Genomic DNA, 21752 nt, shown 5'->3' on the forward strand with positions numbered 1-21752 from the left:
TAAAATCGAAGTCGCCCGCAAAAACAAGATAATTTAATTATTCCCAGATGAGTTCAGCGGCCCGGGCTTACCAATTAAATATCCTTGCACCAGATCGCATCCTAATTTCTGTAACGACTTCAGCTGCTCTTCTGTTTCAACACCTTCGGCAACGATGCGCATATGCAAGCTTTTACCCATGCTGATAATCAAGCGGACGATATCGAGATCATCTTTCTGACCCGGAATATTAATCACAAATGAACGATCGATTTTTATCTTATCAAAGGGGAAATAACTCAAGCGCGATAGCGATGAATACCCGGTACCAAAATCATCAATAGAAATTTGAACGCCCAGTTCGCGCAGTTGGCTGAGGATCTCTAAGGAACGGGTGTTTTCGTTAAATACATCCGACTCGGTAATCTCCAGATCGAGGCGGAGTGGATCGAGCCCGGTACTTTTCAGTATCGAAATGACGGTATCGGTCAGCGAACTGTTAATAAGCTGAATGGGCGAAACGTTAACCGACACCTTGAGCGGCGATGACCAGCTGGTGGCCTCCCGGCAGGCGGTTCTGAGTACCCACTCGCCCAACGGGTTAATCAGGCCAATTTTCTCAGCTACCGGGATAAATTCGCTCGGCGATACGCTACCGCGCAGCGGATGAAACCAACGGACAAGCGCTTCATAACCGTAGATTTCACCGTTAATCGTATCGGCAATGGGTTGGTAGTAAACCCTGAACTCACCTTTATCCAGCGCCTGCAGCAGATCGTCTTCAAAGGATTTATTCTCCTGCAAACGCTCAAGCATATCGGGACGGAATATCTGTACTTTGCCGGAACCCTCTTTTTTCGCTTCGTACAGCGCCAGATCGGCACACTTGTATAAATAATCGGTACGGCTCTCGCCATCAGAAATAACAATCCCGATGCAAGCGCCGATATGGATCAGCGAATCATAAATCTGATACGGCTGACTGATTTTTTCGCGAATGATATTCGCCCTCTCCAGCGCCATCTCCTCGCTTAAATCATGCGAAACAAGCGCAAACTCATCGCCCCCCAGCCGATACAGGGTCTCTGACGTTTTGCGAAAGAAGGAGAGACGGCTGGCTAAATCCTGCAAAAGCTTATCCCCGGCATCGTGGCCCTGGGTATCATTCACATCCTTAAAATTGTCGAGATCGAACAGCATCACCACCGCCGAGCCGTTATAGGGCCGGACCTGGTTAACTATCTCCTGCAGCCGTTGCCAGAAAGAGAGTCGGTTGGGCATACCGGTCAGTGAATCATGATAGGCGTCGTACTGCAGCCGACGGTTCTGCACCTGCAGTTTCTCTTTTGATGTCTGCAGATCGTTGGCCAGTAATTTCATCCGCACATGAGCACGGCGCAGCGTATTATTTTGCCGCAACATCAGCAGACCCAACGTGATACAGAGGGTAATCAACAGGATAGAAATGGCCGAATAGATATAATACAGGTTCTGTATTTTATCGTGGGTCAGATTAACAATATTGATGTCCTGAGCGAGCGAGGTTGACGCTATTGAGGTCATAGGTCCGTCCAGCGTACTCATTTCGCGCAGTAGCGGTTTTAACTGCGCGGTCGTCATGGTATCCAGTTGCTTATCCAACTGATTCAGGATACGCACCAGGCGGGCAACCGTCGCCTTACGCTGCGCATCTTTACCAATAAACTTTCCCAGATCGCCCTGCTGTAGCAGCGCAATCTGGCTCATCATAATTTCCAGGCGCAGGCGCACCTCATCGCGATCGCTCCCCTCAACGCCCATCCCCATCGCACTCAGCCGCGCTTCAAGGCGCATGTACTCGGAGACTATTTGTGAGACTGACCACGAATCGGTGTAACGCGTTAATTTTTGCAGCTCACTTTGTCGCTCATGTACCAGATAGGTAATGTATCCGGTAACAATGAAAAGCGATAAAATAATGGCAGTGAGTATTCGATTCAAGATCAAACCCTTACTCAATTATAATCTTCGAAACCTGCCATGCTGAACGGGAATAATAGATTTGATTCTGCAATTCCGGGCTGCTGTCATAGGGGTAAACAATAAATAAAGGCCCTTTATCGCGAATGCGCATATATTCGCCATTCATTTTTAAAGCCAAAATAACAGGGAATTTTTGAAAATCATCAAGCGGAACGATGGTGGTATAATCATTTAGCGCCAGCACCCTGGCGGACTTACCTTTAGCACCGACTAAATCCATGAGTTTACTAAGGGAAACCCCGTCAAAGCGGACTTTCCCGGAATACCATGGCGTCGTGGTCACTGTCGTTTCCATGCCCAGTTTTTCTAATGCTGCGACATCAAAAACGGCCGTATCGCCTTCATTCGTATTCCCAATCAGCCCGGAAATAGTTAAAACGGGTTTCCCCACAGGCATCGGCAGTTTTTCTGCAAAAGCGGAAGGCAAAACCATGACACAAAATAAAGCTGCAAAAAATAAACGCATTTAACTCACCATTCCGAAATTGGAGACATGTTAATTGTAAACCATTTGCGTGAATTCTTAAAAGATGTCCCCATCGAGACTAAAAAATAAATTAAAGACAATAAGCCAACTCTGAAGCTCACATTCTGAGCAGCCAGGAAGATCGTTGTCCTTTCCTCTGTCCAGGTGCTATATGCCTTTCAGAACAAAGCCCAAGTAAAAATCTTTTCTCTTTTCCATCAGCGCGGTAGTCTCAATAGAACGCTAATCAGGAAAGCGTCTCATTCCAAAAATTATAAATTCAGCAACAGACAGGACAAGTATGGACTCAACGCTCATTTCTAATCGCCCCGGCAAGGAGGCAAACTCACTCAATCGCGCCCGCAGGGCGGCCTGGGGCAGCTTCGCCGGGGCCGTGGTCGACTGGTACGATTTTCTCCTCTATGGCATTACCGCCGCGCTGGTTTTTAACCGGGAATTCTTTCCGCAGGTCAGCCCGGCGATGGGCACCCTGGCCGCCTTCGCCACTTTCGGCGTAGGTTTCCTCTTCCGCCCGCTCGGCGGAATTATCTTCGGCCACTTCGGCGATCGCCTTGGGCGCAAGCGTATGCTGATGATGACCGTCTGGATGATGGGGATCGCGACCGCCTGCATCGGCCTGCTGCCTTCGTTCAATCAGATTGGCTGGTGGGCACCAGCGCTGCTGGTTCTACTGCGTGCCGTGCAGGGTTTTGCGGTAGGAGGTGAATGGGGCGGCGCGGCGCTGCTGGCGGTAGAAAGTGCGCCAAAAAATAAAAAAGCGTTCTACAGCAGCGGCGTGCAGGTGGGCTACGGCGTCGGCCTGCTGCTCTCTACCGGCCTGGTGTCGCTGATAAGCTCTTACACTACTGATGAACAGTTCCTGAGCTGGGGCTGGCGTCTGCCGTTCTTGTTTAGCGTGGTGCTGGTGTTGGCGGCGCTGTGGGTCCGTAACGGCATGGCAGAATCGGCTGAATTCGAACAGCAGCAGCGTGATCAGCAGAGTGAAACGAAGAAAAAGCGTCTGCCGGTGGTAGAAGCTCTGCTCCGCCATCCGGGCGCTTTTTTAATGATCATCGGTCTGCGCCTGTGCGAACTGCTGACGATGTACATCGTCACCGCCTTCGCACTTAACTACTCCACGCAGAATCTTGGCCTGCCTCGCGAACTGTTCCTTAATATCGGCCTGTTAGTCGGTGCCATCAGCTGCCTGACCATTCCCTGCTTCGCATGGCTGGCGGACCGCTTCGGGCGACGTCGGGTGTACATCACTGGGGCGCTGATCGGTACGCTTAGCGGTTTCCCATTTTTTATGGCGCTCGAAAGCCAGTCCTATTTCTGGATCCTGTTTTTCGCGCTGATGCTGGCAAACATCGCCCACGATATGGTGGTTTGCGTCCAGCAGCCGATGTTTACCGAGATGTTTGGTGCCAGCTACCGCTATAGCGGGGCCGGGGTGGGATATCAGGTCGCCAGCGTGGTTGGCGGCGGCTTTACACCGTTTATCGCCGCCGCGCTGGTCACCTTCTCAGGTGGTTCATGGCACAGCGTCGCTATCTATTTAACCGCAGGCTGCCTGCTCTCCGCCCTGACGGCGATGTTAATGAAGCCCAGTCGCCACGCTGAATAGTCGTTAAGGAGACAAAATGACTCAGGACTCTCGCGGCGAGGCATGCTGGCCGACGCGTTTTAATCACCAGCTTCTGCCGATTCAATATTGTTCCGACCCGACGCTGGCGGAGCAGCCGCTGTTTGATCGGGCTATTAACGGGGAAGCCGTCGCTCAGCTATGGCAGGCTCCGCAGGGGTTTGTGGTCCCCGGAAGCTACCGAAAGTTCACGGAACTGGCGGCGATAAGTAAGCAATTTGCCCGTCAGGGTTGGCCGGTCTGGCTGCGCCGCTCCGGCGGCGGGCTAGTGCCGCAGGGGCCGGGGATTATCAATCTCAGCCTCGCCTGGCCGGTTTACCAACCGCTGGGCGACGCGGCAGAGCCGATTTATCTGTTCCTCTGCGGCCTGCTTCAGCGCACGCTGGCAACTTTTGGCGTCGCCAGCCACTTCCAGGCGGTGAGCGGTTCGTTTTGCGATGGCCGCTACAATCTGGCCTGCGGTGAAGGCGAGCAGGTGCGTAAAATCGCCGGTACGGCTCAGTATTGGCGACCAATGGCTGGGGGTAAAGGCCATGTGGTCCTCGCCCACGCGGTGATATTGCTGGACGCCGATCTCTATGCAGCGCATCAGGCGGCGAATGCCTTTGAAGCGCATCTGGGTAGCGGTCGAATCTACCGCACCGATAAAACCGTGGCCCTGGCGGAGCTTATCCCTGAAGAGGCTGATTTGCTCCCCCGCTTTCGCGAGGCGCTGGTGCAAGTGCTGCAAAACATCAGCTAAAAGTGGTCTTCAGATAGCGGCTAAAGGTCTCTACCGCCCGCGATACCCGCGGCGTGTAGGGGCGAATGACGTAAAGATTTTCCGCAAACACATCCACCGGCTGCCAGCCCGGCAACAGTTCCTGTACCAACCCACGGCCAATCGCCTCTCTGGCGCTAAAATCCGGCAATAATGCAATTCCCAGCCCAGCCAGCACCGCATCGCGCAGGGATTCACTGTTGTTGGTCGAAAACGGCCCCTGCACTTTCACGCTGACTCGTTCATTGCCGCATTCGAAGGTCCAGTGCGGGCTTTGCGGCCCACGCGGATAGGTCAGGCAGTGATGCTGGCGCAGCGCGTCTGGCGAGTCGGGGCGACCAAAGCGACGAATATAATCCGCCGAGGCAACAACCAGGGTTGCCGTCCGACAGAGTGGCCAGGCCACATGGGTCTGTGGCAGCAGTTCGCAACGGCAGTGGCGAATGGCAAGATCGAATCCTTCGCTAGCCAGCGACACCAGCCGGTCGGTAACTTCCAGTTGTAGATGAAGCTGTGGATGCTCATGCAAAAAGGGCGTGATAGCCGGGACCAGTTGCTGGCGCGAAAAGGCCACCGGTGCGGTTAGCCGTAGCGTTCCGCGCAGTGGCCCGCCTTCATCATCGCAGGTGCCGGTGAAAATCTCGCGGATCTGCCCGAAAGGCTCGTTAAGCTCCGCCACCAGCCGCAACCCATCTTCGCTTAACGTGACGCTGCGAGTGGTTCGGTGCACCAGCGCCTTGCCGGTCACCCGCTCCAGTTCGCTGATCTTCTGGCTAATGGCGGACTTACTCACCGCCAGCTTTTCAGCCGCACGGGTGTAGCTTTTTTGCTCCTCCAGTACCGTTAGCCAGTACAGGTGAGTCCAGTAAATTTCCGGGCGGATCTCGTTCATGCCGATTGTTCATGTAGGAAAACAATGAGTTCAAATATAGCGGTTTTTACCCGCATCAGCATGGGTTAGCATCACATTCATCGCTCGTTAATCCAACAATAAGGACCACCTGCCATGCCGTTACTGACGTTTGATATTATTGAAGGCCGTAGTGAAAGCGAGATAAAAACCCTGCTGGATGCGGCTCACCGCGCCGTGGTGCAAGCATTCAAAGTGCCTGAGCGCGACCGTTACCAGATTGTTCACGAAAACAAAGCTCACCATATGGTGATTGAAGATACCGGACTGGAACTAACGCGCAGCAAAGAGGTGGTAGTGGTGAGAGTTTATACCAGCCCGCGCAGCGAACAGCAGAAGCAGCTTTTCTATGCCACTCTGCAAGCTCAATTGCAGGAGCACTGCGGACTGAGCGGCGATGACCTGATGATCTCGGTGATAAGCAACCACAAAGGCGACTGGAGTTTTGGCCGCGGCGTCGCACAGTATATGACCGGCGAGCTGTAGTCGAGCGGAAACGGCCTTATTCTCGATGCGACTGGCGCACGATCAGTTCCCCGGTGCGCCACGCCGCTGGCAAGCCTTCAGTTGCATCGATCAGTCGATTCAGTGCCTCTTCAACCAGCCGCTCGCGCCGCTGATCGTAAGTGGTCAGCTGCCACTCAGGCGCTGCCGCTTCGTCGATATTATCGAAACCGACAATACTCATGGTTAAATCCCGCTCACGCAGCGCCTGCAGCGCGCCAATGGCCAGAATATCGTTTTCGCAGAACAGAGCATCGACTCGCTCGGCTTCAGGCGTAGCGTCAAGATAGTCGCTCATCGCAGCATATCCCCGGGTGCGCAGATACTGCCCGGCCACCAGCAACGTATCAAGTCGACAACCGCCCTTCTCCAGCGCCGCCTGATACCCTTCCATTCGCAGTAAATGATGCGACGGGGTGTCAGGCCCTTTCATATAACCAAATGTACGATGCCCCTGCCCCAGCAGCAGTTCAGCGATCTGCTTGCCAGCAAGCCAGCCGTCGATATTCACCACCTGGATTTCCGGATTCTCGGTATTACGACCAATCTGCACCAGCGGTACCCGGTGAATTTCGGTGGCGATCGCAATAAGCTCCGGCGTCAGTACCGTTGCCATAAACAGAATGCCGTCGACCTGGAGCTGGTAAGCCAGCGCCATCGCCGTGCGGTTGCTTTCCTGATCGGCGACGTTAATTACCAATGCCATATAGCCGCGATTTTGTAGCTGGCGAGTCACTTCATTGAGCAACAGCACCATATTGGGATTGCGCAGCTCATCAACCGCCACGCCGATGATGTGGGTTTGCTTTTGCGTCAGGCTGCGCGCCAGCAAATTAGGCCGATACCCCAGGGTATTGGCGGCCTTCATGACATCTTCTCGCGTTTTCGCCTGGATAGATGCCCCGGGAGTAAACGCCCGGGAAACGGTCCACTTTGAGACGCCCGCCAGTAACGCAACATCGCTGGCGGTCGCTTTTTGTCGTTTAGAGGCGCTCATTCTCGGTTTTAACGTTCCTGATGATTAACATCCAATAGAACGTAAAATACAGCAAGATAGAATCCGCTCAACAAAAAACGCACCGCGTTCTCCCGCCCCCCGGTGGAAGAACGCGGCCCGTTATCACTGACTTAAGGTTGCGTTAAGGGCATCAATCGACGTCCGTAGCCCCGCTTCAACGCTCATCGTCAGGTCCTCCATCTCCAGCGATACATAACCGTTGTAACCGGTCATGCGCAGCACTGAGAAGAACTCTTTCCACCACTTCAAATCCTGTCCGCAGCCAACCGCCACGTAATTCCAGGTCCGGGTTTTGGTTTCAGTCACCGGCTGATACTCCAGCAGACCGTCAACGTCCGCCAGCCCGCGCTCAATACGCGCATCTTTGCCGTGAACGTGATAAATCACTCCTTCCAGCTTCCGGGCAGCGGCAATGGGCTCAGCCCCCATGGCAATCAGGTGCGACGGGTCGAGGTTCATGCCAATGATGTCACCCACCGCATCGCGCAGGCGCAGCAACGTGCTTGGGTTGTACACCAGCTGGCTGGGGAACTCTTCGAGGGCAATCTGTTCGATCCCGTGTTCAGCCGCATGGCGGGCAAAAGCCTGCCACCAAGGTATCGCCACCTCATTCCACTGGTAATCAATCACCCCTGGCATATAGTCGGGCCAGGAAACCGTTGAGGTTATCCAGTTAGGGATTTTGTCGTCCGGGCCGCCGCCGGGCAGACCGCTCATCATGACGATTTTTTTGACGCCGAGCTTCGCCGCCAGCTCAACGGTGCGGTAGCTGCTGGCGGTATGTTTCTCGCCCAGCGCGCCGGGTGCCAGCGGGTTACCCGAACAGTTCAGGGCGACGATTTCCATGCCGCGTTTTTCCAGTTCCCCGCAAAACGCCGCGAGCTTCGCTGGGGAAGCCAGCAGCTCTTCGGTTTTCACATGCGGGCAAGGCGACCAGCCCCCTGCGGTCATCTCTACGCCGTTAATGCCATACTGCTTCACGCGGTCGAGCATTTCAGGGAAAGCCAGGTCGGCGAGAACATCAGTACAGAGTGCCAGTTTCATATTCTATCCTTCTTAAATGAGTGACCTTCGAGGATCTGCATAAACGCGTCTTTGCTGTCGGCGCTGGCGAGCAGCGTCGTTTTCACTTCGTCATCAAGCAGGTCTGCCAGATCCGCGATAACATCAATGTGTTCATTATTTTTTGCCGCCACGGCGACCACCAGGAAAGCCACTCTGCCTTCCCCCCAGCCCACACCATCCGGAAACTGAAACAGCTGGAAGCCAGTTTGCCGCACCAGGTCAATGCCCTCTTTGCTGCAATGAGGCATCGCCACGCCCGCCCCGAGCCAGGTAGAGAGCGCCTTTTCGCGATCTACCATCGATTCAAAAAAACCGTCGCTGACGTAGCCGCCAGCCTGCAAGGAATCCGCAGCAATGCGCAGCGCCTTCTTCTTTGAATTCGCCCGGCAGCCAATAAAAATATCTTCTTGCTTAAGGGTTAACATGCGCCTCTCCCGTACGTTAAAGGGTTAGCGATACAGCGCCGGGCATTCCGGCAGGGAGACGGTGTGCTTCTCGCCATCCTTCAGCGAAGCCAGCCCGGCATCGCACACCATCGCCACGACAAACCCATCCCACGAAGATGGCCCAGTCATTTCACTGCCTTCATTAACGCGATCAACAAAGTTCTGCACTTCACGATCGTAGGCGGTGGCGAAACGTTCCATGCAGGTCTGCGGGATCGCCCGGCTGTAGCCTTTCGTTGAACGAGTGGTGGTGAGCGCCTGCTCGGTCAGCGCGCTAATGGCGTTTTCACCGATCACTTCACAACGGATGTCGTAGCCGTAATCACAGTTCACAAACAGTTCATCATCGATGCGCACGCCGGATTCGGTTTCAAAAATCACGATCAGCGGATCCTGCAGGTGCGCACAGGCTCTGCGGGTCTTCTTACGCGGTTTGTCGACGCGCACCGACACGATATTTTCGTCGAGCAGATAGCGAATAATGTCTATTTCGTGGGTCGCGGAATCATTAATCGCCATTTCCAGGGTGTAGCTTTCCGGGACTGAGGCGTTGCGGTGGGCGCAATGAATCAACAAAATTTCGCCCAGTTCGCCACCGTCCAAAGTGGCTTTGAGCTGGTTGTACCCGGGGTCGAAGCGACGCATAAACCCCAGCTGCAACATGCGTTTGCCGCACGCCACTTCAGCATCAATAATCGCCCTCGCTTCATCAGCGGTTGGGGTCAGCGGTTTTTCGCAAAATACCGGCTTGCCCGCTTTAATCGCTGCCAATATTTGCTCTTTGTGAACCGGGCCGATTGAGCAAATAAAAACGGCATCTACGTCGTCTGATTGAACCATCTTCACCGCATCGTAATAAGCCTGTGCGCCATATTCGCGGGCAATAGAGTCGGTCACGTTACGATTGATATCACAGACGGCGCTGACTCTGGCGTTCTGAATAACCGACTTGAAACGCTGTAAATGATCGCGCCCAATCATGCCCAAACCAATTAAACCGATATTGACTGTCATATGTTCCTCCACATTTCTAAATCAGAATCTGAATTTTTGTTCAATTTGCTCAAGGGTTAATCCGCGGGTTTCCGGAAGATATTTCACCAGCAGAATCAACATAATGACGTTGGTACCGGCGAAGAAACCGAAGGTCATTCCGCCGCCATAGTTGTTAAGTAAAATCGGGAACACGGACTGGATGATGAAGTCAAAAATCCATAGCCCGAATACCGCAAAACCCATCCCCAGGCCGCGCATCCGCAGCGGATAAATTTCAGCGAGCATTAGCCAGAACACCGGTGCGATCCACCCCTGCATAAAGGTGAGGAACACCAGCATCAGAGCAAGAATGATGTAGCTGGCACCGGCAAAGTTGGCCTGCAGCCCGCTAACGCCATCAACGGTTTCCATGTGGAAGAAGAGTTTGAAAGAGAGGCCGATCAGCACCAGGCTCAACGTGACGCCTATCTGCCCGGTGAAGAACATTTTCCGCCGCGAGTGTCTACCAATCAGCAGCATCCCTAATAGAGTCGCGAGGATAGAAACCACGCCGTTGGCCACCGCGCCAGTCACCGCCGCCGCATCGCCAAGACCGGTGGATTTCAGCACCGTCGGGGCGTAGTACATAATGGTATTAACCCCGGTGACCCGCGTCGCCAGCACAATCATCAGGCCAATTAAAATCAGCTGTAGCACCCATTTCTTTTTCAGTTCGTCGATAAACCGACCATGAATAGCGCCAGCCTGGCTCACCTGCTGAATATCGCGGATCTCCTGCTCCACTTCTTCCGGACGGCGAATCGTTTTCAACACCGCAACCGCTTTGTCGATTTGCCCCTTACGCACAAAGAAACGCGGAGACTCCGGCATTACCAGCATGCCTATCCACAGCAGTGCCCCGGGCAGCGCCGGGATCGCCAGCATTAAGCGCCAGTTGTGCGACATGTCAGGGTAGAAATTGACGATGGCGGCGTTGACCGAATAGGCGAGAAACTGCCCGGTGACGATCATCAGCTCGTTGACCGTGACCAGCCGTTCGCGCTGCGAGGGCCTCGCCAGTTCGGAGATATAAATCGGTACCGTCACCGACGCGCAGCCCACCGCCAGGCCAAGGATAAAGCGAGCGATAATCATCGATGACATATCCCACGCCACGGCGGTGCCGAGCGCGCCAAAGATAAAGATAATCGCCACCCAAAGGATATTTTTCCGCCTGCCCTGCCGGTCCGACAGCCAGCCGCCACCAACGGAGCCGATTGCAGCGCCGAATAATAAGAACGATGTCACCAGCCCTTCCTGCAACGGGCTGAGGCCAAGGTCGTTCTTCATAAAAATCAGTGCGCCGGAAATAACCCCGGTGTCATAGCCAAAGCACAAACCGCCGATGGTGGAGACGAGGGTTATTAATCTGATTTTCTTATCATTATCTGTTTTACGACTTTCAGTTATCACATGATCGGTCATTTTGTTGTCCTGTCAGAGATGAGCGTTCTATCGTTTTGTTTTTATGAATAAAAAGATCACATCGCCAATGCAGAGACAGCAAGTTCTGGCATCGGAAATCAGCTGCACACCTTTTTGCACCCGGGTGCATAATTTAACAACTTGTTATACGCTTACGAATTAAAAAATCCATATCAATTTATTTTGGAATTTTCATTTCGTTAAGGGCGTCAACTTTTTGCTCATCAAATGGACGATTTTCTCGATCGCAATCACGATCCGCAGAGTTTTGCGCGTATGGAGATGAAAAATGGCCTGGTTCAGCCTAATCGCGGGGAGGAAAAACAATAAACAAGGGGAACGTGGAGATGAAATCACGCCTCCCTTGATGGTTGAAAGGGAAAATCAAGATCGTTGCGTACTGGCGATCCGCAGCCTGGCTTTCTGCTCGATATTTTCCAGCAGTTCCTGCACATCGTCTTCATCGATATCGAGAAACTGACCGTCGAGCAGCGCCGCGTGGATATCGTCACGCGTCACTACGATGCCCAGCGGCACCGATTTCACCTTCACTTCTTCCGCCGCCAGCGGGTGCGGATAGCGGCGTCCAACCAGATTATTGAAGACAATGGCCAGCAGCGCCAGCATTAAGGAGTTGAGCAATACCGGAGTTAAAACAAAATGATAGCCTTCACTCTGCACGCCAGCGCCGCCAAGGATCGCGGTTAACGCCACCGCCCCGCCCGGCGGATGCAGGCAACGCAGGAAATACATTCCAGCGATCGCCAACCCTGCCGCCACGCCGCAGGCGAGCGCGAGATCGGGGACCAGTATCCCCACCGTCACCCCGATGAGCGCCGATAATGCGTTGCCACCGACAATCGACCACGGTTGGGCTAGCGGACTGCTCGGCACGCCAAACAGCAACACCGCCGATGCGCCCATTGGCGCGATAAACCAGAGATTGACTTCGCCCAGCAACCAGTGGCTGAACATGCTGGTTACCGCCAGCCCCGTCCCGGCACCGATCGACGCCAAAACAATGTGTTTTCTGGCGACCGGCAAAGCATGTGGTTTCAAACGGCCAAGGAAGATGCGGATCCGTGAAAAGAACGATCCGGGTAAAACGCTTAACATCGTACAACTCGCTTACGTCATAATAAGAACTTATGTTTCATTTTCTTTTTTTAACCATAATTTAACAACCATGTCTTTATCGTGGCTTTACAGTATTCATTTTGTGAATATAAAAAATTTACACGCTACGTTAAAATCACTCTCCCCGTCGGGATATCACCTACTCTATGGATTTAAGGTCAACCACATTGAATAACAAAACAAACTTAGAGAAAGAAGTGGCATGGGCCAGTCAGAATATGCCGCGCACCCTGCGCCAGGTTGCCGCCCTGCCCGACCTCAGCCAGGTCCGCCTGGCCTGCTGCATGCATCTTGATATGAAAATGATCCCGCTGGTACAAGGGCTCCTCGAGAAAGGCGCAAAAGTTTTCCTCACCACCTGTAACCCAACGACCGTGCAGGATGACGTTGTCGCCTGGCTGGTGGAACGCGGCGCAGAAGCCTGCGCATGGCGCGATATGAGCGATGCCGACTGGCAGCAATCCTGGGAAAAAGCAATTGCCTGGCAGCCGACGCATCTGTGTGAAATGGGCGCGGATATTACCACGTTACTGCATCAGCGCGGCGAGTTCGGCAACATCGTGGCTGGGCTTGAAGCAACGGGTTCCGGCGTCAGTCGCCTGGGCGATATCCGTCCCGGCTATCCGATTTTTAACTGGGATGATTTACCGGTTAAAGAGGGGCTACACAACCGCCATATGGTCGGTTTGACCGCCTGGCACACCTTCTTCCAGACCACCCATCTGACCCTGCATGAGAAAAAAGTACTGGTGATCGGTTATGGTCTGGTTGGTCAGGGCGTAGCGGCGGCAGCAAAAGCCTTCGGCGGCCAGGTGATGGTGGCGGAAATCGATCCGGCCCGTCGACTCCAGGCGGCCTACGACGGCTGGCACGTAGTTGAATTACAGGAAGCGATTTCCTCAGCAGACGTCGTTGCCACGGCGACCGGTGGTAAAAAAGTGGTCAATAGACAGGCGCTGGATAAGGCCAAAGATGGTGTGTTTATCCTCAACGTCGGGCACGTGGCGGAAGAGATTGACTGCGAGTACCTGCGCCAGTTCAGCCATGAAGAGGTGATGCCGTATATTAACGCCTATCGGATGGGCGATAAAACCGTGTATCTGATGGCTAATGGTTCAATGCTCAACCTGACCGCCGGTTTTGGCGATAGCCTGAACGCCTTCGACGTCACCCTGGCGGTGATGACCAGCGGCATTCAGCACATCGTGACCGACGGAATGAACGCGCCAGCGGACGTTTATCTGCTGCCGCAGAGCGTGTGGCAAACGGCGCTGTAGGCGTTTGCGCTGAATAATTTCCCGGAGGCGGCGCGATGCGCCTGTCCGGGCTACCCAGTTTGTCGGCTGTACCAATCCGTAGCCCGGGAAGCCACAGCGCCACCGGGAAGAAAGCAATTCCTACAGCAGCGCCAGCAGAAATATCACTTCACCCAGCTCTATCGCCGCGCCTAATGTATCGCCGGTTTGCCCGCCCAAAGTACGCTTCAACGCCTGACCCAACGCCCAGACCAGCACCACCGTGATGAGTGCCGCTCGCAAACCGTTGACTCCGAGCAACAGCGTCGTCAGCACCAGAGCTATCCCCATGGTAATCAGCGTCTGACGCAGCGTAATCTTGCCGATAAACAGATTACCCAACCCCTCTTCGCGGGCGTAGCGCTGGCGATACATCAGCAGCACCGCCATACCGCGCCCCACGGCGCAGGCAGCCGCCAGCGCAGCAATTGCTGGCGTCCCGCGTAGCGCGACTTCGCTCACCACCAGCACCTTAGCGACCAGCACGAAGATCAGCGCCAGACCGCCGTGGGTTCCTAGCCGACTGTCACGCATGATTTCCAGCATCCGCTCACGGCGACGGGCGGAGAAGATGCCATCGCAGGTATCCGCCAGACCATCAAGATGAAAACCGCCGGTCAGCAGCGCCAGCGCCAGCACGCCGAGCAGCGCGGCCAGCGGGCCACCACACCACAGCTGGAGCAGCATCACCACCGCGCCGCCGATAGCCCCCAGCAAAAGCCCGACGAACGGAAACGTAACGATACTACGTTGATATTGTTCTATCTCCAGTCCCTGGGACAAACGCGCCGGGACCGGCAGGCGGCTGATAAACGATAATGCGGCAAAAAAAGACTTAATCATTGAAGTGAGACTCCTGTCGATAAAACCCACGGTCGGCGATGATTTATCGCCGACCGCTACCCGATTTATCCGCGTAGCAATTTTGCAAAAAATGCCTGGCATCCATCTTCCAGACGCCAGTGAGCCAGCCGGGTATCACGGTGGTGTTGGATACGAGCGGTTACTTGATTGTCGGAAATCCAGGAGGTGATGATGTAGGCAGCCGAAACGAAGGTGTTGAGTATAGATTCGGCATCACGGCATTGGTCGCTATGCGCGCCACCGGCAATCAGTATCATCGCGGCGGCACCTGTTGCAGGGACAGCATGAGATAAACCCTTCCGATATCAATATGTTTACGGCGGGAGTATACCAAATTATAGGGGATTGGATCAGCGTTGCGCGGGCTGTTTTGCTGAGGATTTGAGAGATAACGCAGATTTGGAGAAAGATGACCCCGGCGGCGAGAACCGCCACCGGAGCGCTAAACCGGGGATTACTCGGCAGATTTATCTTCTACTTTCGCTTCGCCCATCGCTTTCAGCTTTTTAGAGATGTCGCGACGTTCTTTGGAGATTTCAGCATTTTTGATGATGTAATCATCAACGCGATCTTCGTAATCGCTTTTCATGCTGGCAATGATGCCTTGAATAGCTTCAACGCTCATGCCCGGCTTGATGTAGTCGCTGAGGTTATCCAGCAGCAGTACACGCTTCTGGTTATCACGGATCTTTTTCTCAACGTCCTGAATTTCACGCTGCAGCTTGTTCTTACGACGGTACAGGCGAACAAACTCCAGTACGTCCTGGAAAGAAGGCTTAATTGTTTCCATTTTTACACCCCTAATATTTGAGATTCGGATTCGCTAAAGCGACTGCTACATAGGGCTAACATAACTGTTAGCAGCCGCTGATGACAATGTTTTTTCCTTTGCCCTAATCATAACCCTAAACGCTGCTGAATCGAAGCAAGCGATGGGCAAACCGCGCGTATCTGGTCTTTATTTACGCAACGCCCGGCAGATTAAATGCGACAGCAGTTCAAGCTGGCGCGCCAGCTCTATGGTTAACCAGACATAACCATGGATCGGCGTTTCGGAGAAATTCTCATCCTGCTGCTCTTTGATAAGCAGACGCAGCTCGGCAACGATTTCATTCAGCTTTTCATTATTGGCGAGAATTGGCTGCGGGTTACCTTCGTAGAGTGCATGAGCGATGGTCAGCAGCGTTTGCTGTGTCATTTGCTGGGTTTCACGCAGCGTATGGGCATTAAGCATCACGAAGTGACCGGGCCTTGAGGCCCAGTAAGCATTGATTTGCAGCTCCAGCATACAGACCAGATTGCGGCTGACGGTCTGGATCGCCTCGAAGATGGATTTCTGGATGTGCGTCTCTTTGCTGGCCGGGGTGATCAAACCACGCATTTTCACCACGTCGTTGAGCACTTTTTGCAGATGTTTTTCCAGACGCGGACGTTCAACGAGATTCGGCGAAAAGCCCGCCTGATAGAGCCTGTTAAAAGTGGTGACGTAGCTGGCCATCTGGATACGCCAGTGCAGAAACGCCCGCTGCGGCCAGATACCCGTAAACAGCATCGCCAGCAGGGAACCAAAGATAACGTCGCCGCTTCGCCACAACGCAGTATTCATGTCTCCCGGCGGCGCACCGACCACCACCGCCAGCGTAATACCGATAAGCAGCGCCTGGTAAGGCTTTTTACCCAGCGCCAGCCAACCGCAAAGGAACATTGCCACCGCGCACCACAGCAGCATAATGGGCAGCGAGATAAGCTCCAGCTTGAGCGCCACCAGCCCGAGTGCCGAACCAAGAATGGTGCCGCCGATACGCTGAAACGCACGCGGCACCACGTTTCCCCAAAAGGAGATGGGCCCCATCACCACCACCAGGGTGATAAGAGGCCAGGTCCCTTCCGGAACCTTAAGCAAACGCACCAGCAGAAAGGTGAGCACAAAGGCCAATGCTATTCGCACACCATGAACTATGCGGTAATGGCGATACAGCCGAATTTCAAATGGCTTTAGTGATTTATCCGCGCGCACAACCGACTCCGACACAACGAAAATGCCAATTGTAACTGCTTTTTCGCCGCAAGCATCACGCGAATGTAAGAAACCTTGTCCACTGAGGGGACAAAGCCTTATTTCACCGAGGGCTCGACCGCAATGTACATCTCGATATCCCAGTAGCCATCCTTATCACCATCGTTAAGATAGACTTCAAAGCAGGGATCCATCGTCATCTGATACTCTTTGCTTTGCATCAGGCTGTCGAAGAACTGACACCACGGCGTCTTGAAATCAAAATTTTCGACTCTGGCGCGGGCGACAGCATAATCTCCGGCGGCGATTTCGGTCATCATCACACCTTCGCTGTTAGCGGGGAGCTCATAGCCTTCCGCCACCGTGACGGCAGTATCGCAGCGTAGTTTTTCCGCCGGGACTTCATCAGGGTTGTCGTAATAGACAGCAACCCATTCCTGCGCCGGAACCTGGCTGTTATCAACCCACATCATCAGCTGTTCAAAGCCCTGCTTTACTGTCTGTTCCCAGGGACCGACCAGATGAAACCCAGCGATCTTTCTTTTGCCCACGGATTTAACGTTATAGTCCATACTGCCTCCATTGTTGATAAATACTGTATGAATATACATGCAATCTAACAACACTATCCCCCATAGTATGTGCGGTAATTCACAAAAATCGCGTGTGAAAAGCCTAAAAAACAGCCGCCATTCGATTACAAGCTGAACGGCAGTTCGAGACCGATACTGGCCCCAAGATCATCGCTGGCGCTATGGTTAGCATCGGTGTACCACACGGATGTACTCAGGCGTACCGTCGGCATGACATCACCGCTCCAGCCCAACTGCACGCCTTTGAGCGTATCGGCGTGCGGGAAGGCTTTGTTGATCCGTTGGTTCTTCGGATTCACCTCGGCGTACACCAGACGCGCGCTCCAGCGCTGGTTCTCTTCGGTCACCAGTTCCACCTTCCCGGCATACAAGCGTCCGTCGCCCCCCATTGCATCACCCAGCGGATATCCCTGCTGGTAGTAACCATCTTTGTAAATGAAGTGGTTATAGATATAGTTGGTGCGTCCCATATTCGAACGGGTATCGTGGGCTTCCAGGTACCAGTTAACCGCGTTGCTGTTCCATTGATGATGCCCTTCCACGCCGCCAAGATAGAGGTGCGCCGAGGGTAAATACCCGGCTTCATCTTCGCCGATCATCTGACCGTAAACGCTCACCGGCCAGCCCAGCGTTGGCGCCAGCTTCAGTTTGAAATCAAAACCAGCCAGCTGATTGCCTGGATCGTCGGCTGATTCGCCAGTGTTGTCATTGCCAGTCAGACCATCCCAAAAGCTGCTAAACGAAGAAGGACGTCCTTCTCCACCCCACTGCATGATGCGCGAGGCCCCCAGCTCCAGCGAGGTCAACGGCGAAAACGTCAGGCGACCGCCGAATATTTTGGTATGCGGTACGGCGGCATACTGGTTCATCTGGCTGGCGGAAAGTTGATACTGCCACGGACCAATCCAGCTTAGCCATGACGTCTCTGGCGCGCTCTGTTCGGCACGCTGCAGCAGAAAACCGGTCATCGGTCGCGCGGCATCGGAACGAATCAGGCTGCCCTCATAGCCTGGCCCCCACCACTGCGGGATCTGCCCGAACGCCAGCCACTGGTTCCACAACTTTACCGCGCCGTATGCGCCGTTAGTGTTAACGTTTGAACCGTTGCTAATGCGCTTGTCCCCTTCAACGTTGCCCTGTAAGTGCAGATCCCACCATTCGCCGCTGTTATTCAGCGCAATAGAAAGCGACTGATCAGCGGGATAAGACTGGGCGAAGCCCTGCGGCGTTCCTGGTTTGTCAGTGGAGCTGTAGCCGGTGAGGCGCACGTCGGCTTTTAGTGATCTTAATCGCTGATTCACCCGACTCAGCACCACCCGCTCTGCGGATGTTGTCGGATGGGCATTCGCCAGCGCCCGGTTAATCTCCTCCTCGCTCAGGGGCCAGGTCGACAAACTTAAAGAGAGGGTTCCACGGTCGGACAACCAGGCTAAATCATTGCGGAATTCGTTATCGGCCAGAACCAGGCCAGAGGCAAAGCAAGAGGTGCTAAAAACGGCGTACAATCCCAGAGAAAGCGCACTACGCGCAAAATATTTCATCTTCCCAGCTCCATGTTTGGCGCAGAAGCGCCAGGTTATTTCCTGAACGGTGACCGGGTAAGGTAATGGATTGAAACTAAACGAAGCGCCAACCAAAGTGGCATAATAATCAAACAGCTACGAGGTGCCGCTCCAGAACGGAGCGGCCGGAGAGTTACAGCTTCTGATGTAAATAATCGCTAAAGCGCGAGAAAACACCGCCCTTGCCGACGCTTTCCAGCGTCACCAGCGGCCAGTGGGCCACAACTTTATCGCCATCATAAAGCGAGATTTCGCCGACCCGCTGATGGGCGGCAATCGGTGCTTCCAGCACTTTTTTATCCAACACATATTTGGCTTTAATACGCGACACTTCCGACTTCGGCAATGCCAGCCAGAAGTCCTGATCGGTGCCCAGCGTTATCTGCTCTTTATCACCATACCAAATACGCTCAACCCCGACCTGTTTGCCGTCCTGCAAAACCTGTACGGTATCGAAATTTTGCTGACCCCAGTGCAGTAGCTTCGCCGCCTGTTGTTCCCGTCCTTTCGGGCTTTCAGCCCCCATCACCACCGCAATCAGACGGCGCTGACCATCCACCGCCGAAGCGATCAGGTTAAATCCTGCCCCGGAAGTATGGCCGGTTTTCAGGCCATCGACGTTCATGGTTTTATCCCATAGCAGGCCATTACGGTTCTGCTGGGTAATGCCGTTCCAGGTCAGGCTTTTCTGACTATACATATGATACACGTCCGGCGAGCCATGAATAATCGCCCGCGAGAGCACGGCCAAATCGTAGGCCGAACTGTGTTGCCCAGGCGCGTCCAGACCGTGAACGGTTTCGAAGTGGGTATCCTTTAAGTGCAGTTTCTCTACGTAGCTATTCATCAGCGCGACAAACTGTGGCTGACCGCCCGCAACATAGTCTGCCAACGCCACGCAGGCGTCGTTACCAGAGTCAACAATTAGCCCGCGGCTCAAATCACGCACGCTGAGGCGGTCGCCGGGCTTCAGGAACATCAACGAGGAACCATTAAATACCGGGTTACCCTGCGCCCAGGCGTCTTTACCCACCGTGACGATATCATCGAAGGTAATACGGTGACTGTCGATGGCGCGGTCAACCACATAGCCAGTCATGAGTTTGGTCAAACTCGCGGGATTGCGCTGCTGATGCTCGTTACCCGCAGTCAGGATCTGACCGGTGGTGTAATCCATCAGCACCCAGGAACCGGCCTGAATGGAAGGCGGTGTCACGTTGACGGGGAAATCATTGGCGGCAAATGCGCAGGAAACGCTCGCAGCGAGCAAAGTTACAGCAATAAACAAACGGCCTTTCAACGGCATATCCTCTAAATTGACAGATTCGCCGTCCTTTTTACGGAACTTCTCGTTTCATATCAGGGTTTAATTGCAAGAAAATATGACATCTCAGACGATGGGCAAAGCCGATGCCCTTCTGATGGCCCGGTAAATCGTTTACCATGATGGCTGCTCGCCACCAGGGATAATGAACAGATTATGCAAGATAGCGCCAACCAGCCCGGATTTTTGTTTCACGACTACGAGACTTTCGGCACCAGCCCTTCGCTCGACCGACCGTCGCAGTTTGCCGCCATTCGCACCGATGAAGATCTGAACGTTGTCGGTGAACCAGAGGTTTTCTACTGCAAGCTCGCCGATGACTATCTGCCTCAGCCGCAAGCGGTAATGATAACCGGAATAACGCCGCAGGAAGCTATCGCCAAAGGCGACAACGAAGCCGCCTTTGCCCGCCGCATTCACGATCTGTTCACGGTGCCGAAAACCTGTATCGTCGGCTACAACAACGTGCGCTTCGATGACGAAGTGACGCGCAATATCTTTTATCGCAATTTTTACGATCCTTACGCCTGGAGCTGGCAGCACGATAACTCTCGTTGGGATTTGCTGGACGTGATGCGCGCCTGCTATGCACTGCGCCCTGAAGGGATCAACTGGCCGGAAAATGAAGATGGCCTGCCAAGCTTTCGTCTGGAGCATCTGACCGTCGCCAACGGCATCGAGCACAGCAATGCCCACGACGCAATGGCCGACGTTTACGCCACCATTGCGATGGCAAAACTGGTGAAAACCCAGCAGCCGCGCCTGTTTGACTATCTATATACCTATCGCAACAAACGCAAGCTGGCGACGTTGATTGACGTTCCGCAGATCAAACCGCTGGTGCATGTTTCCGGCATGTTTGGCGCGGCGCGCGGCAATACCAGCCTGGTGGCTCCGCTGGCGTGGCATCCGGATAATCGTAATGCGGTGATTATGGTCGACCTGGCCGGGGATATCTCTCCGCTGCTGGAGCTGGATGCCGATACCCTGCGCGAGCGGCTGTATACGCCGAAAAGCGAGCTGGGCGACCTGGCCTCAGTACCGATTAAGCTGGTGCATCTCAATAAGTGCCCGGTACTGGCGCAGCAAAACACTTTGCGCCCGCAGGATGCCGACCGGTTGGGGATCAATATCCAGCGCTGTCTGGATAACGCCCAGCAGCTACGGGCTAATCCGCAGGTGCGCGAAAAAGTGGTGGCGATCTTTGCCGAAGCAGAGCCTTTTGTGCCGTCCGATAACGTCGATGCGCAGTTGTATAACGGCTTTTTCAGCGATGCCGATCGCGCGGCAATGAAAATCGTGCTTGAGACCGAGCCGCATAACCTGCCGGCGCTGGATATCACCTTCGCCGATAAGCGTATTGAGCGTCTGTTGTTCAACTATCGTGCACGCAATTTCCCCGGCACGCTGGATGAAACCGAGCAGCAGCGCTGGCTGGAGCATCGTCGTGAGATGTTTACGCCAGCGTTTTTACAGGCCTATGCCGATGAGCTGCAGATGCTGTATCAACAGCATGCGGATGATAAAGAGAAGCTGGCGCAGTTGAAGGCGTTGTGGCAGTACGCGCAGGAGATTGTTTAATTGGGAGATATTCCCGGAGGCGGCGCTTGACGCGCCTGTCCGGGCTACGAGCCCGCAGGTTTTGCGGATTTTGTAGCCCGGACAGATGCGCAGCATCGCCTTCG

At 54.1% G+C, this 21752-nt stretch carries 21 protein-coding genes; 5 read left to right on the forward strand and 16 right to left on the reverse strand.

Annotated features, from left to right (window positions below):
- Positions 1–33: 33 nt before the first annotated feature.
- Both QVF11_RS16015 and QVF11_RS16020 read right to left on the reverse strand, forming a co-directional pair.
- Positions 34–1959, reverse strand: coding sequence for a putative bifunctional diguanylate cyclase/phosphodiesterase (locus tag QVF11_RS16015; RefSeq protein ID WP_287858193.1), 1926 nt, complete (start codon positions 1957–1959; stop codon positions 34–36).
- Between the two features lie 10 nt (positions 1960–1969).
- On the reverse strand, positions 1970–2467 hold the full coding sequence (locus tag QVF11_RS16020; protein WP_110275423.1) for a putative pterin-binding protein: 498 nt from the start codon (positions 2465–2467) through the stop codon (positions 1970–1972).
- 301 nt (positions 2468–2768) lie between these two features.
- Between QVF11_RS16020 and shiA the strand changes: the two genes are divergently transcribed.
- Complete coding sequence (gene shiA / locus QVF11_RS16025) at positions 2769–4094, forward strand: shikimate transporter (protein ID WP_287858194.1); 1326 nt, start codon at positions 2769–2771, stop codon at positions 4092–4094.
- A 16-nt stretch (positions 4095–4110) separates the two neighbouring features.
- Positions 4111–4854, forward strand: a complete 744-nt coding sequence (locus QVF11_RS16030) for a lipoyl protein ligase domain-containing protein (RefSeq protein WP_142512890.1) — start codon at positions 4111–4113, stop codon at positions 4852–4854.
- On the opposite strand, the gene QVF11_RS16035 is transcribed toward QVF11_RS16030, so the two are convergent.
- Positions 4847–5764 carry a LysR family transcriptional regulator gene (locus QVF11_RS16035; protein WP_287858196.1) on the reverse strand — a complete coding sequence of 306 codons (918 nt, stop codon included), beginning with the start codon at positions 5762–5764 and terminating at the stop codon, positions 4847–4849. The two genes, QVF11_RS16030 and QVF11_RS16035, sit on opposite strands and share 8 nt — an antisense overlap.
- Before the next feature lie 114 nt (positions 5765–5878).
- On the opposite strand from QVF11_RS16035, the gene QVF11_RS16040 reads away from it, so the two are divergent.
- A complete protein-coding gene (locus tag QVF11_RS16040; RefSeq protein WP_142512891.1) occupies positions 5879–6268 on the forward strand; it encodes a tautomerase family protein in 390 nt (129 codons plus the stop codon).
- 16 nt (positions 6269–6284) lie between these two features.
- On the opposite strand, the gene QVF11_RS16045 is transcribed toward QVF11_RS16040, so the two are convergent.
- The 6 genes from QVF11_RS16045 to QVF11_RS16070 form a co-directional block, all read right to left on the reverse strand.
- Positions 6285–7283 (reverse strand): LacI family DNA-binding transcriptional regulator, encoded by a 999-nt coding sequence (locus tag QVF11_RS16045; protein ID WP_112216585.1) that lies wholly within the window; start codon positions 7281–7283, stop codon positions 6285–6287.
- A gap of 123 nt (positions 7284–7406) precedes the next feature.
- Positions 7407–8348, reverse strand: coding sequence for a sugar phosphate isomerase/epimerase family protein (locus tag QVF11_RS16050; RefSeq protein ID WP_181485696.1), 942 nt, complete (start codon positions 8346–8348; stop codon positions 7407–7409).
- The gene (locus QVF11_RS16055) at positions 8345–8794 is read right to left on the reverse strand and encodes a PTS sugar transporter subunit IIA (RefSeq protein WP_112216587.1); all 450 of its coding nucleotides are present in this window, start codon (positions 8792–8794) and stop codon (positions 8345–8347) included. Before QVF11_RS16055 ends, QVF11_RS16050 begins: the two co-directional genes overlap by 4 nt.
- A gap of 24 nt (positions 8795–8818) precedes the next feature.
- Positions 8819–9829: a Gfo/Idh/MocA family protein gene (locus QVF11_RS16060; protein ID WP_287858199.1), complete on the reverse strand. Its 1011-nt coding sequence runs from the start codon at positions 9827–9829 to the stop codon at positions 8819–8821.
- A 21-nt stretch (positions 9830–9850) separates the two neighbouring features.
- Positions 9851–11275, reverse strand: a complete 1425-nt coding sequence (locus tag QVF11_RS16065) for a sugar porter family MFS transporter (RefSeq protein ID WP_112216589.1) — start codon at positions 11273–11275, stop codon at positions 9851–9853.
- Positions 11276–11659: 384 nt separating this feature from the next.
- Entirely contained in the window at positions 11660–12391 is a 732-nt protein-coding gene (locus tag QVF11_RS16070; RefSeq protein ID WP_287858202.1) for an HPP family protein, read from the reverse strand.
- Between the two features lie 188 nt (positions 12392–12579).
- Here QVF11_RS16070 and QVF11_RS16075 point away from each other — a divergent pair, with 188 nt between their 5' ends.
- Positions 12580–13689, forward strand: coding sequence for an adenosylhomocysteinase (locus tag QVF11_RS16075; protein ID WP_287858204.1), 1110 nt, complete (start codon positions 12580–12582; stop codon positions 13687–13689).
- Between the two features lie 120 nt (positions 13690–13809).
- Here QVF11_RS16075 and cobS read toward each other — a convergent pair whose 3' ends face one another.
- From cobS to dacD, 7 genes are all read right to left on the reverse strand, one after another.
- Entirely contained in the window at positions 13810–14550 is a 741-nt protein-coding gene (gene cobS, locus QVF11_RS16080) for an adenosylcobinamide-GDP ribazoletransferase (protein WP_287858205.1), read from the reverse strand.
- Between the two features lie 65 nt (positions 14551–14615).
- Positions 14616–14828: a bifunctional adenosylcobinamide kinase/adenosylcobinamide-phosphate guanylyltransferase gene (locus tag QVF11_RS16085; RefSeq protein WP_110275436.1), complete on the reverse strand. Its 213-nt coding sequence runs from the start codon at positions 14826–14828 to the stop codon at positions 14616–14618.
- 197 nt (positions 14829–15025) lie between these two features.
- Positions 15026–15361: a DUF496 family protein gene (locus tag QVF11_RS16090; protein WP_112216594.1), complete on the reverse strand. Its 336-nt coding sequence runs from the start codon at positions 15359–15361 to the stop codon at positions 15026–15028.
- 168 nt (positions 15362–15529) lie between these two features.
- Positions 15530–16588: an FUSC family protein gene (locus QVF11_RS16095; protein WP_287858208.1), complete on the reverse strand. Its 1059-nt coding sequence runs from the start codon at positions 16586–16588 to the stop codon at positions 15530–15532.
- 98 nt (positions 16589–16686) lie between these two features.
- Entirely contained in the window at positions 16687–17160 is a 474-nt protein-coding gene (sbmC, locus tag QVF11_RS16100) for a DNA gyrase inhibitor SbmC (RefSeq protein ID WP_112216596.1), read from the reverse strand.
- Between the two features lie 125 nt (positions 17161–17285).
- Complete coding sequence (locus QVF11_RS16105; RefSeq protein WP_287858209.1) at positions 17286–18722, reverse strand: capsule assembly Wzi family protein; 1437 nt, start codon at positions 18720–18722, stop codon at positions 17286–17288.
- A gap of 154 nt (positions 18723–18876) precedes the next feature.
- On the reverse strand, positions 18877–20043 hold the full coding sequence (gene dacD, locus QVF11_RS16110) for a serine-type D-Ala-D-Ala carboxypeptidase DacD (RefSeq protein WP_287858210.1): 1167 nt from the start codon (positions 20041–20043) through the stop codon (positions 18877–18879).
- Positions 20044–20223: 180 nt separating this feature from the next.
- On the opposite strand from dacD, the gene sbcB reads away from it, so the two are divergent.
- Positions 20224–21648, forward strand: coding sequence for an exodeoxyribonuclease I (sbcB, locus tag QVF11_RS16115; protein WP_287858212.1), 1425 nt, complete (start codon positions 20224–20226; stop codon positions 21646–21648).
- Positions 21649–21752: the final 104 nt, after the last annotated feature.

Source organism: Klebsiella sp., from assembly GCF_027492335.1.
GTDB lineage: Bacteria > Pseudomonadota > Gammaproteobacteria > Enterobacterales > Enterobacteriaceae > Klebsiella > Klebsiella huaxiensis.

What these genes read in the sequence shown, in the direction of transcription:
- QVF11_RS16035 (WP_287858196.1), bottom strand. Translation starts at nt 5,764, where the DNA reads ATGAACGAGATCCGCCCGGAAATTTACTGGACTCACCTGTACTGGCTA.
- shiA (WP_287858194.1), top strand. Translation starts at nt 2,769, where the DNA reads ATGGACTCAACGCTCATTTCTAATCGCCCCGGCAAGGAGGCAAACTCA.
- sbmC (WP_112216596.1), bottom strand. Translation starts at nt 17,160, where the DNA reads ATGGACTATAACGTTAAATCCGTGGGCAAAAGAAAGATCGCTGGGTTT.
- sbcB (WP_287858212.1), top strand. Translation starts at nt 20,224, where the DNA reads ATGCAAGATAGCGCCAACCAGCCCGGATTTTTGTTTCACGACTACGAG.
- QVF11_RS16030 (WP_142512890.1), top strand. Translation starts at nt 4,111, where the DNA reads ATGACTCAGGACTCTCGCGGCGAGGCATGCTGGCCGACGCGTTTTAAT.
- QVF11_RS16020 (WP_110275423.1), bottom strand. Translation starts at nt 2,467, where the DNA reads ATGCGTTTATTTTTTGCAGCTTTATTTTGTGTCATGGTTTTGCCTTCC.
- QVF11_RS16090 (WP_112216594.1), bottom strand. Translation starts at nt 15,361, where the DNA reads ATGGAAACAATTAAGCCTTCTTTCCAGGACGTACTGGAGTTTGTTCGC.
- QVF11_RS16085 (WP_110275436.1), bottom strand. Translation starts at nt 14,828, where the DNA reads ATGATACTGATTGCCGGTGGCGCGCATAGCGACCAATGCCGTGATGCC.
- QVF11_RS16070 (WP_287858202.1), bottom strand. Translation starts at nt 12,391, where the DNA reads ATGTTAAGCGTTTTACCCGGATCGTTCTTTTCACGGATCCGCATCTTC.
- QVF11_RS16045 (WP_112216585.1), bottom strand. Translation starts at nt 7,283, where the DNA reads ATGAGCGCCTCTAAACGACAAAAAGCGACCGCCAGCGATGTTGCGTTA.
- QVF11_RS16050 (WP_181485696.1), bottom strand. Translation starts at nt 8,348, where the DNA reads ATGAAACTGGCACTCTGTACTGATGTTCTCGCCGACCTGGCTTTCCCT.
- QVF11_RS16065 (WP_112216589.1), bottom strand. Translation starts at nt 11,275, where the DNA reads ATGACCGATCATGTGATAACTGAAAGTCGTAAAACAGATAATGATAAG.
- QVF11_RS16055 (WP_112216587.1), bottom strand. Translation starts at nt 8,794, where the DNA reads ATGTTAACCCTTAAGCAAGAAGATATTTTTATTGGCTGCCGGGCGAAT.
- QVF11_RS16040 (WP_142512891.1), top strand. Translation starts at nt 5,879, where the DNA reads ATGCCGTTACTGACGTTTGATATTATTGAAGGCCGTAGTGAAAGCGAG.
- QVF11_RS16060 (WP_287858199.1), bottom strand. Translation starts at nt 9,829, where the DNA reads ATGACAGTCAATATCGGTTTAATTGGTTTGGGCATGATTGGGCGCGAT.
- cobS (WP_287858205.1), bottom strand. Translation starts at nt 14,550, where the DNA reads ATGATTAAGTCTTTTTTTGCCGCATTATCGTTTATCAGCCGCCTGCCG.
- QVF11_RS16105 (WP_287858209.1), bottom strand. Translation starts at nt 18,722, where the DNA reads ATGAAATATTTTGCGCGTAGTGCGCTTTCTCTGGGATTGTACGCCGTT.